The 13542-nt window shown below is 58.1% G+C and carries 12 protein-coding genes and 1 pseudogene; 3 read left to right on the forward strand and 10 right to left on the reverse strand.

From position 1 onward, the window contains the following. A pseudogene (locus KP699_RS11835) lies at positions 1–191 on the reverse strand (IS5/IS1182 family transposase); the annotation flags it as partial. Positions 192–271: 80 nt separating this feature from the next. Here KP699_RS11835 and KP699_RS11840 point away from each other — a divergent pair. The 3 genes from KP699_RS11840 to KP699_RS11850 are packed head-to-tail and all read left to right on the forward strand — an operon-like array spanning position 272 to position 4432. Next, entirely contained in the window at positions 272–1795 is a 1524-nt protein-coding gene (locus tag KP699_RS11840) for an efflux RND transporter permease subunit (RefSeq protein ID WP_308164920.1), read from the forward strand. Continuing rightward, positions 1785–2960: an efflux RND transporter periplasmic adaptor subunit gene (locus KP699_RS11845; RefSeq protein WP_215762764.1), complete on the forward strand. Its 1176-nt coding sequence runs from the start codon at positions 1785–1787 to the stop codon at positions 2958–2960. Before KP699_RS11840 ends, KP699_RS11845 begins: the two co-directional genes overlap by 11 nt. A gap of 2 nt (positions 2961–2962) precedes the next feature. After that, on the forward strand, positions 2963–4432 hold the full coding sequence (locus KP699_RS11850) for an efflux transporter outer membrane subunit (RefSeq protein ID WP_308164921.1): 1470 nt from the start codon (positions 2963–2965) through the stop codon (positions 4430–4432). 209 nt (positions 4433–4641) lie between these two features. Here KP699_RS11850 and KP699_RS11855 read toward each other — a convergent pair whose 3' ends face one another. The 9 genes from KP699_RS11855 to KP699_RS11895 are packed head-to-tail and all read right to left on the reverse strand — an operon-like array spanning position 4642 to position 13312. Further along, entirely contained in the window at positions 4642–6462 is a 1821-nt protein-coding gene (locus KP699_RS11855; protein WP_215762765.1) for an AMP-binding protein, read from the reverse strand. Positions 6463–6477: 15 nt separating this feature from the next. Beyond that, positions 6478–7725, reverse strand: coding sequence for an MSMEG_0569 family flavin-dependent oxidoreductase (locus KP699_RS11860; protein ID WP_215762766.1), 1248 nt, complete (start codon positions 7723–7725; stop codon positions 6478–6480). 16 nt (positions 7726–7741) lie between these two features. Further along, complete coding sequence (locus tag KP699_RS11865) at positions 7742–8029, reverse strand: MSMEG_0570 family nitrogen starvation response protein (RefSeq protein WP_025825585.1); 288 nt, start codon at positions 8027–8029, stop codon at positions 7742–7744. A gap of 2 nt (positions 8030–8031) precedes the next feature. Next, the gene (locus tag KP699_RS11870) at positions 8032–9198 is read right to left on the reverse strand and encodes an MSMEG_0565 family glycosyltransferase (protein ID WP_215762767.1); all 1167 of its coding nucleotides are present in this window, start codon (positions 9196–9198) and stop codon (positions 8032–8034) included. Continuing rightward, positions 9195–10166, reverse strand: a complete 972-nt coding sequence (locus tag KP699_RS11875) for a sll0787 family AIR synthase-like protein (RefSeq protein WP_252347015.1) — start codon at positions 10164–10166, stop codon at positions 9195–9197. Before KP699_RS11875 ends, KP699_RS11870 begins: the two co-directional genes overlap by 4 nt. Then, complete coding sequence (locus tag KP699_RS11880; RefSeq protein WP_215762769.1) at positions 10166–10729, reverse strand: MSMEG_0567/Sll0786 family nitrogen starvation N-acetyltransferase; 564 nt, start codon at positions 10727–10729, stop codon at positions 10166–10168. The genes KP699_RS11875 and KP699_RS11880 overlap by 1 nt, the downstream gene beginning before the upstream one ends. Next, complete coding sequence (locus KP699_RS11885) at positions 10726–11835, reverse strand: MSMEG_0568 family radical SAM protein (protein WP_215762770.1); 1110 nt, start codon at positions 11833–11835, stop codon at positions 10726–10728. Before KP699_RS11885 ends, KP699_RS11880 begins: the two co-directional genes overlap by 4 nt. After that, positions 11832–12806 carry a Nit6803 family nitrilase gene (locus tag KP699_RS11890; RefSeq protein ID WP_215762771.1) on the reverse strand — a complete coding sequence of 325 codons (975 nt, stop codon included), beginning with the start codon at positions 12804–12806 and terminating at the stop codon, positions 11832–11834. The genes KP699_RS11885 and KP699_RS11890 overlap by 4 nt, the downstream gene beginning before the upstream one ends. A 23-nt stretch (positions 12807–12829) precedes the next feature. Beyond that, complete coding sequence (locus KP699_RS11895) at positions 12830–13312, reverse strand: MSMEG_0572/Sll0783 family nitrogen starvation response protein (RefSeq protein WP_077929872.1); 483 nt, start codon at positions 13310–13312, stop codon at positions 12830–12832. Positions 13313–13542: the final 230 nt, after the last annotated feature.

The raw sequence follows: 13542 nt of genomic DNA on the forward strand, positions 1-13542 counted from the left end.
AGGGCCAGCATCAGGCGCGGATGATACTGCGCCTTGCCTCCCGTGCGCACTGGCACGCAGAACGCGCTCATCGGAACCCGCTCAACGGCTGCAACAATGAAATGCGCCATATCGTCAGCAGGAAGCCACGACTTCAGATCCGGTGGCAGAAGATACGGCTGAGACCGGTCAAACGGGATGAAGCTGCTCATCTCACAACCTTACAACATCACCCCTTCACAGGGTACCCCAATCCGACAGGCTGCTAGGCGGCATCTTTGTTCTGGGCGCGGTGCTTCTTGCAACGCAGGTGGGGCAGGACTTTTTCCCGGTTATTGATGCCGGAGAGTTCAAACTCCATGTACGCGCGCCTGCAGGCACGCGGATTGAAACCACCGAACGGATTTTCGATCAGGTGGAAGATACCATTCGTGAAGTGGTGCCAGAGAGCGAACGCGAGTTAGTCCTTGACGACATCGGCATCCCCTTCCGTTATTCCATGCCCTTTGATGATGGCTCAACCATCGGCCCGAATGACGGGCAGATCATGGTGGCGCTCAAAGAAAAGCATCGTCCGACAACGGAGTATATCAGCCGCCTGCGCACAGTTCTGGCTAAGCGTTTCCCCGATGTCGTCTTCTATTTCCAGCCCGCTGACATGGTGACGCAGATCCTGAATTTTGGTCTGACATCCCAGATTGATGTGCGGATCACAGGCTACGATCAGGCGAATAACCGCGTGGTTATGGGCAAGATTATGGAGGACATGCGGCATGTGCGCGGTCTGGTGGATGTGCATCTGCACCAGCAGCTTGCAGCCCCTGCCCTGAACGTGTCGATCGACCGTGAACGGGCGCAGGACCTCAATCTCGTTCTGAACGATGTAGCCCGTAGCGTCATGGTCTCGCAGGCGTCCTCCAACACCGTCACGCCGAACTTCTGGCCCGATCCACAGATGGGAACGCTTTACCCGGTTGCCGTGCAGACACCGCAATATCAGGTCAACACCGTTGATGATCTGGGCAAGCTGGTGGTGGCAGGGAATGCATCACAGGCGGCCGCAATCCCGACCCTTTTGCGGAATGTGGCGACCATTGAACGCACGGTAGCGCCTGACGTGATTTCACACAGCAACATCCAGCCGGTTCTGGATATCGACGCCAGCGCCGAGGATCGGGACCTCGGGAGCATTGCGCGGGATATCGGGCGGATTGTGAACCGGCATAAAGCCGACCTGAAACCCGGTAACAGCATCGAAGTAGCAGGGCAGATCGACAGCATGAACACCTCGTTCACGCGCCTTGAAATCGGCCTGCTGGTAGCGGCCATTGCGGTCTATCTGCTGATGGTCGTGAACTTCCAGTCCTTCATGGACCCGCTGGTTGTCATACTGGGTCTGCCTGGGGCTATGTGCGGCATCGTGCTGATGCTGTTCGTGACAGGAACAACCTTCTCCGTGCCCTCACTCATGGGCGCGATCATGAGCGTGGGTGTGGCGAGCGCCAATTCCATCCTGCTTGTCACCTTCGCCAAGGAAAGCCGTGCCCATGGCATGACCGCCATGGAGGCGGCGATGGAAGCCGGGCGGGAACGTCTGAGGCCTATTTTAATGACATCGCTGGCCATGGTGATCGGCATGTTGCCGATGTCGCTGGGCCTCGGAGACGGCGGCGAGCAGAACGCACCTCTGGGCCGCGCCGTGATTGGCGGCCTGATGATTGGCACCTGCACCACGCTTTTTGTTGTCCCCTGGCTCTACAGCCGTCTGCGCCGTCGTGAATCCCGCATGCTTGAGGAATATGAGAATGTCGTCTGATCCTGTCATGTCCCACTCTGGCCACGAACGCAGGCGGCTTTCCACCGGCATTGTTGCCGGACTGGCTGTTATCGTCGCAGTTGGTTATGGCGTTTATACCCATGTCGAACGCGCACACGCGGTCACGGCGACGGCCAGAGAACGCGACCAGCAGGTCCCTGATGTGCGGACCATGATCGCGCGTGCTTCGACACAACCTTTGTCGCTGGACCTGCCTGGCGAAACCGTGGGGATTGAGACGACACCCATCGGCGCACGCGCATCAGGCTATATCGACAAGCGGTTTGTTGATATCGGAACCCCCGTGCAGGCCGGACAGGTTCTGGCGGTTATCCGAGCGCCGGAACTCGATCATCGCGTTGAGCAGGCGCAGGCGACACTGGCGCAGGCCCGTGCCAATCTGGCTCTGGCGCAGATTACCGCCCGCAGGTCCGGCGGGCTTGTCGGCGGTGGGGCTGTCAGCAAACAGAATTTCGATGTGGACCGCCTGACCCAGAATGCCCGGCAGTCCGAACAAAAAGCCGCTGATGCCGTGCTGGCTGAAACCGCGCAGCGTCAGGCCTATACGAGCATTACCGCACCTTATGACGGTGTAGTGACAGGCAGGGCCGTGGAAGCCGGGGATCTGGTGAGCGCCGATAGCACAGCGCGTCCGCTCTTTGTCGTGACCCGCACGGATCGTCTGCGGGTGCGGGTGCATGTTCCACAGGATGCGGCTCTGACACTCAAGGTTGGGGAGCCAGCCAGTATGAGTGTGCCGGAGCGGCCCGGACAGATTTTTAAGGGGACAGTGACGCGAACTGGGCACGCGCTGGAACAGGGAAGCCGTATGCTGCCCGTCGAGATTGACATTGATAACCACGATAATCGCCTGACAGCCGGGCTTTATGCGGAAATCCATTTTGACCTGCCCCGGGCGGCCCCCGTTATTATGGTTCCCTCAGAAGCCCTCAATTATGAGGCTGATGGGCTGTCTGTTGAAACTGTCGAAGCTGACAATAAAATTGCGGTTCGCAAGGTCAAGATCGGCCGGGATTATGGCGATCATCTGGAAGTTCTGGATGGTTTACCCGATGGCAGCCAGCTTGTGGTGCATCCCCCGTCCGCTTTGCATGCAGGCAGCGTTGTCGCGCCGCAACTCGATAAATCTTTGAAAGTGATCTGATCGTGCGGTCTTCTTCTGCATACGGCATGGCGCTGCTTGCACTTCTGGGCGGCTGCACCATGATTCCGAACTATCATAAGCCAGAGCCCCCCGTCGCATCCGTCTGGCCACAGGGGCAGAGCGCTGGTGCTTCCGGGCAGGACGCGTCCGCTCTCCTGCAAGACTGGCGGTCTTTCTACCGCGACCCCGTCATGCAGAGCCTCATTGCGCGTGCGCTGGAAAATAACAGGGATCTGCGTATTGCCCAGCAGCAGACGGCCGCAGCCAGCTCCCAGTTTGATATTGAAAACGCCGCTCTTTTTCCGACACTAAACGGCACAGCAGGCGCCAACATCCAGAAAATGAATTCGCATATCTGGAGCCTCTCCCGCACGGATGAACCGATTTACATGCGTCAATATGCCGTAGGGTTTGGTGTTTCCGCCTATGAAGTAGACCTGTGGGGCCGCATCCGGAGCGCCTCCAGAGCCTCGTTCGACCGTTATATGGCCAGTGCTTTCAATCAGCAGGCCATGAGGCTGAGCATTATATCCAGTGTCGCGACGGCCATGCTGAACTGGGTGGCCAATGCTCAGGCGCTCGCTGTGACACAGGCTGTGCTGGCCAACAGGCAGCATACATATACTCTGGTAAAACAGACGGCGGATGTCGGCACCGGCACGCAACTTGATGTCGCGGAAGCCGAAGTTGCCCTGCATGATGCCGAAACCAATCTGCAACTCTACACACGCCAGCGCGCAGAGGCTCTTGATCAGCTAACGCTTCTGGTTGGTTCTCCGCTCCCGGAGGCAACCATGCAGTCCATGAGCACCAAAGCCTCTCTCAACGCCGTTGTCGCTTTCCCGGACGTGCCGGAAGGATTGCCGTCTGACATGATTGCCCGGCGGCCGGATATTGCGGCGTCCGAAGGTGAATTACGTGCTGCCAATGACGATATTGGTGCTGCTCGGGCCGAGTTTTTTCCAAAAATCCAGATCACGGCGGCCAATGGCACGGCAAGCAACAATATTACCCGCCTTTTCCAGAGCGGCATGGGCGCATGGAACGTCGCACCGCAGATTACCGTGCCACTTTTTGACGCAGGCCGTCTGACAGCCCAGCTCAAGCAGGCCCATGCCCGCAAACGAGAAGACGTGGCGCGCTACGAACGCACGATCCAGTCCGCGTTTCGGGAAGTCGCGGACGCTCTGGCCGGGCGGGAGACGTTTATCAAGCAGCTTACAGCCCAGCAGGCGTCAGTTTCTGCCACACAGCGGCAATACACACTGGCTTTGCAGAGGTTTAAAGCAGGGTATGACCCCTATCTGGCCACGCTGATTGCTCAGAGAGGCTGGTATACCGCCGAACTAGCAGCCATTACGACCCAGCTTCAGGCCATGTCCAACAGCATTACCCTCTATAAAGCGCTGGGAGGCGGCTGGGGGGAGCTCCTGCCCCCGCGCAGCACCTCTCTGTCTGAGCATGTTCTGTAAATGTTGAACCAGACAAACCCTTCAAAACGGACCATCTGAGCTTGCGACAGGCGGAGAAATGAGAACAGGCATTTCTCCCCTCGCTTTCCTGCCTCGTGATTAAGACATTTCTGCGCGAAGTGCCTGAGGCTTGTCGCGGCTGGTCCTCCAAAAATTCTAGGCGCCGGGTCTCTCTTTAACCGCTCTTTATCACCCTATATGAAGCAATTCTATGACAGAACCGTTTGCACAGAACCTTGTCTTGTCTCTTTTGTCTCAGACGTAAGGGTCAAGGCTTTCCGGATAATTTTTCCGGAGACGGTGGTTGGTAGCCGTTCCACAAAACGAACATCCCTGAGGCCGACCCACCTGCCAAGCGCCTGATGCACCTGACGGATAATCTTTTCAGCAGAAGGGGCTGTATTAAAACCAGTCTCCAGCACGACATAAGCCACCGGTCGTTCGCCTCTGAGGCCATCAGGAACCGCAATCACGGCACAACTATGAACACCAGCCTCCGTGGCAATGATTTTTTCAATCTGAACGCCTGAAATCCGCCGCCCCGCAACCTTAATAACATCATCAGATCGCCCACGCATATGAATGACGTGGTCGTCGTCAATCATCCCTTCGTCAAAAGTCCGGTAATACTGGCCTGTTTCATCAAGATAGGTTGCAGGCGCACGGACAGCCCCCTCCTTCCACATCCCGGCCAGACAACCGGGCGGCAGCGGCAGGGACAGAACAATTTCTCCACAAGGTTCATCGGGGCGTGACCGCACAATCGCCGGGCGAAACCCCGGTGCTGGCCGCCCAATTTCGTTCATGAGTGAGGCTGGATCCTGCTCCGGCAGGCCAAAGAAGTGCGCGGTAATACTCCATCCGGTTTCAGTCTGCCACCAGTGGTTTACAACGGGTTTCTGGAAGTAGGACCGCGCCCAGTCCAGCAATGTCGGGTCGGCGTACTCTCCGGCCACAAAGACGCGGGCGAGTGCTGGCAGGTTGGCGTATGAGAGATGGCGGCTTTCCTGCCGCATGAGCCGCATCTGCGTCGGCGTGGTGAACAGGCACCTCACCTCATGGTCATGGCAGAGAATGCGAAGGGCGGAGGCAGACACACTGCCTTCTACAATGACGCTGGTGCAGCCGCTGATCAGCGGGGCATAAACGCCATAAGAGTGACCCACCACCCAGCCAAGGTCTGATGTGGTGAAAAAAGTCTCTCCGGCTTTGCAGCCATAAATCAGGTCCATGGACAAGGCGAGCGCTACGGCGTGGCCGCCATTGTCCCTGACAATCCCTTTCGACCTTCCGGTTGTTCCGGATGTATGCAGAATATAAAGCGGGTCCTGCGCCCTGAGCATGACGGGTGCTACAGGTACCGAGCGTTCCAGCGCGTGAAAATCATGATCGCGCATTGGCAGACGCACAGCCGGACAGGCATCACGTTGGACAATGATGCAGGCCTGCGGTCTGTGCGCTGCAATAGCAAGGGCTTCATGCAGAACTGGTGCCGATGGGATCACAGTCTGTCGCTGAAAACTGCAACTGGCGATAATGACAACCTTGGGCGTCACATCCTCAATCCGGCGGGCCAGTTCAGGTCCGGCATAGCCAGCAAAGACGACCACATGGACCGCACCAATCCGTGCGCAGGCCAGCATGGCGACAACTGTCTCAATCATGCTCGGCATGGCGATCAGCACCCGGTCGCCTTTTTGCACCCCGAGTGAGCGCAGGCCACCGGCAAATCCGGCTACCCTGCTCTGAAGCATCCTGTAGGTGACGCTCTGGCGTTCCTTTGTGGCGCAGGAATGCCAGATCAGAGCCGCCTGCTCCCCTCGCCCGGCCTCAACATGCCGATCCACCGCATTATAGCAGGTGTTGAGCGTGGCATCAGGAAACCAGTCATACCAGCCGTTCGCCCGTGCCCGGCATGTACTCAGCGGGGCCTGCTCCCACGTAATGCGCCTGGCGGCCTCCAGCCAGAATGTTTCTGGCTGATCTGTCGCCGCAGCAGACACCGCGTCATATGTGGTCCATGGCAGCATGGCGGCGTCCTTCGCTCAGGCTACAGCCACATCTTTGCCGGTGATCTGGCTGGCCAGCCACGCGGCATCTCGTGAGACACCGGAGAACCGCCCCGACCCCCACGTGTGGAGCCAGGGAAGCCCAAGGAAGTAGAACCCCGGCGCATCCGTTACGCCGCGGCGCCAGACTGGCTTGGTGGCGCCGTTAAAGACCGGCACGTCAATCCAGCGGTAATCTGGCCGAAACCCAATGCACCAGATAATTGCCGTAATACCGGCCGCTTTCAGGTCCAGCGGCGTGTTGCTGCCATCAGGTTGCCAGACCGGCACGTAAGGGGCTTCCTCCGGAGCATTGATACCTTCACGGGTGATATAGGCATCAATGGATTTTTTGATGTCGGCATTGGTTTTGTCGGCATCATCAAGATTTTCCGTCAGATCAGGTGCAAACTGCGCCACGTCGTCACGGATTGTCTTCAGCGTGCCATGTAGCCCAACGCCCTCTTTTGCAAAAAGACGCAGATCAAGGTCATGGCCGCCATTCCGGCCCGTTACGTAATGGTTGGTCTTGTCCCGTGCGCCGTCCCGCAAGGGGTGCTTCTCCACCGTAAGGTCATAAAACTGCATGTCTGCAAGCCAGTCCACAACATCCCGCCCACGATAGAAGCGCGAAACACGCGGGGCGGAGCCGACGCACAGATGAACCTTGCGTTTTTCAAGGAACAGATCCTCGACAATCTGCGAACCGGACTGGCCGCTGCCCACCACCAGCACAGCACCGTCCGGAAGCTGTGCCGCATTCCGGTAATCCTGAGAGTGTACCTGATAAATGCTGGTATCAATCGCGCTGGCATAACCCGGAATCACGGCATCCTGATATGCGCCCGAGGCGATCACCACATGTTCCGTGTGCCATACGTCATTCCCCGCCACAACGCGATACCCCCCATTTTCATGGCGCGTAATGGAGGTTACCGGTGTGTGCTCACGCAGGGGAGGATTGAATGAGTCAACAAAGCCTTTGACGTATTCTATAATTTCCTGCTTTACCATAAAGCCATGCGGATCCTTCCCTGTGTAGGGATGGCCGGGGAGCGCGCACTGCCAGTTCGGTGTGACCAGACAGAAATTGTCCCAGCGTTCATCATCCCATGCATGGCATGCAGTTTTTGCTTCAAAAACGATGTGCTCTACCTTCTCGCGGCAGAGATACCAGCTCATTGAAAGACCGGCCTGCCCGCCACCCACGATGATAACGGGAATAGTTTTCTCAGTATGTGTCATGAGATTTCTCTTCGTTTCAAAGACTAAAAGACAGGATGCGCACCTGCGCACCGGATTGGTTGAGGAAAGCCGCAGACGCCTGCTGAATGGCGTCACGCTGACCCAGAGCGCGGCTGCACGGAAAGCCATACCGTGCGCGCACACGTTCACTGGCTTCCGTCAGGGCTGTGTCGGCTTTTGCAAGAAACTCCCGGACTGAATAATCCTGACCGGGCGTGAAATAGTCTCGTATGACCAGCGACGGGGAATAACAGTCTGTCTCCCGTCCATCAGGCCAGCGCACACGAAAAATCATTTCGGGCATAGTTAGAAAACTCCTGAAGCTGGGGCAGCAGCGTGCTGTAATGCCGCCAGACGCCGGTATGCGGGCAGGTGTTTGCTGGCCACGTTCTGCCAGTCAAACCGACAGGCTGTAACTGGACCGCTGACCTGAAAACGGGCCGCATTCCGGGCATTTAAGGCGTCATGCAGCGTGCAGATAAGGCTCTCCGGCTGGTCTGGCTGGCACCAGAACGCCTCAAGTGTCCGCAGATGCTCCGTAAAAGGTGGGGCGGCCGGAACCACCACAGGTGTCCCGCAGGCCAGAGCCTCAAGCGGGCACAGGCCAAAGCCTTCTGTTTGTGAGGGATAGGCCAGAACCGCAGCCTGCCGATAGAACGCGGGCATATCGGCGTCCGCAATCGGGCCTGTGACAGTCACGGCATTTGCCAGACCCTGTCTCTGCACATACTCGTCAAAAAGACTGCGATACGCAGAATGATCAAGTAAAGATGCGCCTCCTGCAATTACCAGATGCAGGTCCGGATAATTCGTCCGTAATGCATCAAAAGCCTGAAGCAGGACAAGCGTGTTTTTACGACGTTCCACCCCGCCGACCGAGAGCAGGAGGCGGCCATTTTGCGGAAGCCCATAACGGGCGCGGAGATCATGGTCCTGCGGTCCCTCTTCCGGAGAGAAGCGGGCCAAATCAACGCCGTTCCCCACTACAGGGGCATGACGCCGGTATTCAGCAAACAGCGTCTCTTTCCAGATATGGCTGACCGTAAAAAGCTCGGTCGCAGCCGTCAGGCCACGCGCCTGACGGGCAGCAACACCCGAATGAGAATAGCTGTCCAGATGATGCACCGTGCGGGCAAACCCCTGTATCCGTCCCTCCTCCACCAAATCAGCCAGAGCGTTGGCGCTGATCGGGTCCTGAGCATGCAGCACATCAAAAGATGCCTCATGCCGCAGCGCATTTTTTATCGCGCCAATGCGCTGCTCGACCAGTGTTGGCAGGTCAGGCGCATGCCTCGCAGGGATGTAGCGGGTAGCGCAGCGTGGTGTGCGAAAAAAGCCCGCGCCTGTCTCGTCCGGTGCAATAAGTGTGGCCTCATGCCCGGCATCGTGCAGGGCTTCTGCCAGCGCCATACCATGCACGACACCGCCACGCGGATTGGTCGAATGCGTCAGAATACCAATGGAAAGTCTCATGGCGCACACCCCATGAGCGGCGTGCGGGCCAGATCCCAGAAGGGCTCTGTCTCACCCTCCCATGTCACATCCAGACGCTGGGTGGTGGTGCACTGGCCAATGACGGCGGTCGCAATGCCGCGGGACCGGAAGCGGGCCATAAGCGTCTCGGCGTCTGCCGGTCGGGCTGTCAGCAGGTAGCCGTAACTGGGGAAGGCGGATAGCCAGCGTTCCATAGGTGCATCCTCAGGGCGCGGAATATCATCAAGCGAGATGGTCATGCCCACGCCCGAACATTCAGCCAGCATCAGAGCTGTCCCGAGCAGTCCGGCCATGCTGATATCTTTTGCAGCACGGCTCAGCCCGTCTTCAGCTATGCCGGGCAGAAGGTCCAGATCCCCCCGCAGCCGGGCTGCGCCGTCCGTGCCGCACAGGGCGGAACTGGCATCCCAGAAAGGATGCGGGTCGTGCCAGCGGCCACGCAGGTCAATGGCGGCAATCAGGACTTCACCCGGCTGCGCGTCAAAGCTGGTCAGCAGATGGCGGGCACGCCCCAGAACCGCGACGGAAAGCGAGTTATGGGTGCTGCGCATATTGGTATGCCCCCCTACAACCGGCACGTTATAGATGCGTGCGCCGTCATGCAGGCCGGTCAGGATGGATCTGGCAGCCTCGGATGTCTCGCTCCACAGGGCATCGACAACGGCCACCGGCCGGCCGCCCATGGCGGCAATATCGCTGACATTGACCATCACGCCGCAATAGCCCGCAAACCACGGCATGGCGCGGACGAAGGTGTCCTGAAAGCCCTCGCTGGCCAGCAGGAGATACCCGTCCCCATCCTCAATCGCGGCGCAGTCATCGCCGAGGCGAATGGCACTTCCCGCCTGCGGGCCGAGAATGCCGACGGCTTCCGCAATGTCCTGTTTGGCGGCAAGAGCGCGGCTTTGCTGAAGGGCGCGCAACAACGGGGCTAATTTCCCTGTCATCACGCCACCTGTCTGGTGCGGGGTTGCGGGCGGAGCAGCCAGGTCTGATCCTGACCATGTGCGGGATACCGTGCGAGATCTGCCTGCATGTCATGATGCGGCAGGCCGTGCAGCGTTATGACGCCAAGGCTTTTCCAGTGCAGACGCCGGAAGAACAGCACGTTCTGTTCCTGCACCTGCGCCAGAAAGCGCTGCGCCCCCAGACCATGTGCCGTGCTGACGGCCATGCGGATCAGTTCAGCACCAATCCGCCCGAGTTTACGATGCTCGGCATGGACGGCCAGACGGGAGCCACGCCACAGGCCCGGTTCAGCTTCATGGATACGGACAGCGCCGACAATCCGGTCGGGCATGCCTGCCATACAGCAGGCTGCAATAATGGGAATGGCGTCCTCATCAATCGCGTCCCGGTCATCTTCTGCAAAAATCTTCTGTTCATGGCAGAAGACTTCACGGCGGAGCGCGTGATAACCGGCCCGTTCCCATGGTGTGCGGGCAAGGCGCACAACATATTCCGTGGGGATAAAAGGCCGGTCTTCCACGCCTTCAAGCATCCTGCTCATTGTTCATAGGCCGAGAGAGAGGAGCACGCGCCACACCGGCCGCACCCGGCTCGGATATCGGTGGATTTCATGTTTGCATCCCGCAGCATCCGTCCAAGGGGCGCGAGAACAGATTTCATGAAGTCTGCCGAAGGTGCCTCATGATTTTCCAGAGGCGTTCCGGAAATAGGGACGAACGGCACCACAAAGGGATAAACCCCCAGCGCAATCAGCCGTTCACCCAGAGCCAGAATGTCCTGGGCTGTATCACCCAGACCGGCCAGAATATAGGTATTCACTTGCCCACGGCCAAAGATCGGTACGGCAGCAGCAAAAGCCTCCATGTAGCGATCAAGGCTTACCGTGGCTTTGCCGGGCATAATCTTCTCACGCACAGCCTGCGTGGCGGCTTCAAGATGCATGCCAAGGCTGTCTGCACCGGCGTCCCGCAGCTGCTGGAACCAGCCGTGATCACGTGGCGGCTCACACTGGACCTGAAGCGGCAGGTCCACAGCAGCGCGGATAGCGCGGGCGGACTCAGCCAGAACAGCAGCCCCGCGATCAATCACGTTCGGTGTGCCGGTTGTCAGTACCATATCGCGCACGCCGTCCAGTTCAACGGCGGATTTAGCAACTTCCGCCAGTTGCGCCGGTGTTTTGTAAGCAATTGTCCGGTCTGCTGCCAGAGACTGACCAATGGCGCAAAACTGGCAGGAGGTGCGCCGGTCTGCATAACGGATACAGGTCTGGTGGACCGTGGTCGCCAGAGTATCCCGCCCGTGCAGCAGAGCAATCTTCCAGTATGGAATACCATCGGCGGTTTTYAGCCCATAAAACCGTGGAGCGGCCGGGAAATGAATCGTCCCGAGCGTTTGCCCGTCCCGCAGCAACGTGCTGGCCCCGCTTTTGTCTGGCGCACTGGCCTGAAAAGGGGAGCGACGCGCTCCGGAGGTATAAACCGGGACCATAACAGTCTGGCCGGCAATAGTAATTGTCTTGTGGTCTGAAGGGCCTGCGCCGCCCTTGCGGGAGATGCCGCCTGTTGCTTCGCCAATCTGCAGGCCGAGAGATTGCAGATCAGTCACTAGTTTGCGCCCGGAAAGAGTGCCGAGTGTTGGAACAGTCATGGTGCCATCTCCTCGTTAGGGGGCGAGAAAGGACCCTCTTCACCCGCGTAATGGACAGTGCGGGCCGGACGCCGGTCCTGAAGCAGGCTGAGCAGTTCCGGCCGGGCGTAATGTCCCACGCTGTCCATCATCCGTTTGCGTTTGGTGATCAGCGCGAAGTCGAGATCGGCAATGACCATCCCTTCCCCTTCCGTCAGGGGCGGGGCCAGAAACTTGCCCTCTGGCGAGACAATGGCGGTAAAGCACCCGCCGCGCAGAGGCCCTTCCAGTGCCGGGTCGCGCGCAATCTCCTTGATCTGCTCGTCCGTGAGCCACCCCGTGGCGTTGACGACAAAGCAGCCGGATTCCAGCGCGTGGTGACGGATTGTGACGTCCATCTGATCAGCGAAAATCTGACCAACCAGTGAGCCGGGAAACTGAGCGCAGTGGATTTCCTCATGCTGGGTCATCAGCGCATAGCGGGCGAGCGGATTATAGTGCTCCCAGCACGCCAGTGCCCCAATGCGCCCAGCAGCACTCTGAACAACCTTGAGTCCGGCTCCATCGCCCTGCCCCCAGACCATACGCTCATGATAAGTTGGGGTAATCTTGCGACGCTTGAGCAAGATCTCGCCGGTTGCATCAAAAATGATCTGTGTGTTGTAGAGCGTGCCAAAATCACGCTCATTCACACCCAGCACGACAACCATGCCGCTATCTCGTGCGGCTTCCGCGACCATATCGGTCACCGGACCGGGGATAATAACGGCGCGCTCATAGAGTTCCAGATGTTCGGCACCAAACCGGAAGGCTGGCTGGATAAAGGAAAAATAGGGGTAATACGGCACAAAAGTTTCAGGAAAGACCGCCAGCGTCACGCCTTTTTCCGCGGCGTCGCGGATGGCCTGACAGACTTTCCGTGCTGTACCCAGACCATCGTCTCCAAGGACTGGGCTGATCTGGATCGCTGCGGCGCGAACAATACGTGACATGCCGACGGTCCTCCCTTCCGCTCTCAGAGAGTCCAGGTGTTAAGGATAAAGGCGTTATCACGGCGGGCCAGCAGAATAATATCGAGCACATCCTGCGGATTAATGGGGGTAATGCCGGGGATCAGATTCTGTTCGCCGTAACCATAAAGTGCCTGAAGTGCGAAGCGGCAGGCATAAACTTTTCCGCCTTCTTCAAGGATTTTTGCAATCTGCTTGTTGCAGTTCATATGGCCAGGAAACGCTTCATCTCCCAGACGCGGAAAGCCGCGCTGCACACCAAGGGTCACACCCGGCCCATAGAGCAGGACAGAGGTTTCAAAACCCTTGCGGATCAACCGTGTGGCCTGAAGCAGATTTACGAACCCGACTGAACCTTCATTCGCGACGGTATGAAAAGTGATAAGGGCTTTTTCGCCGGGCTGGGCTTTAACGTCCTCGAAAACCTTGTTTTCATAGTTGACGAAGCAGTCACCATCTTTATGCGGCGTGTGTTCAACTGTCGGCATAATATTTCTCCCGTGTGCAACCGTCTCCGGCAAGGAGGCCGGTTGAGCGTGTTGCCGGGGGAAACCTGACACGGGATCAGGAGAAGATAAAATATTGTATGTTTCTTTAAAGGGGTACAATTAAATCAAACCAGAAAATCGTCTGGTTTTTATCAGAGACAGCAGCATACAAAAATATTCACAAAACCATACAATGCCATCTCGTGGTGATAACCTGTTGTTTTACAGAC

The sequence above is a fragment of the Acetobacter sp. P1H12_c genome (assembly GCF_018811975.1).
Classification (GTDB): Bacteria; Pseudomonadota; Alphaproteobacteria; order Acetobacterales; family Acetobacteraceae; genus Acetobacter; species Acetobacter persici.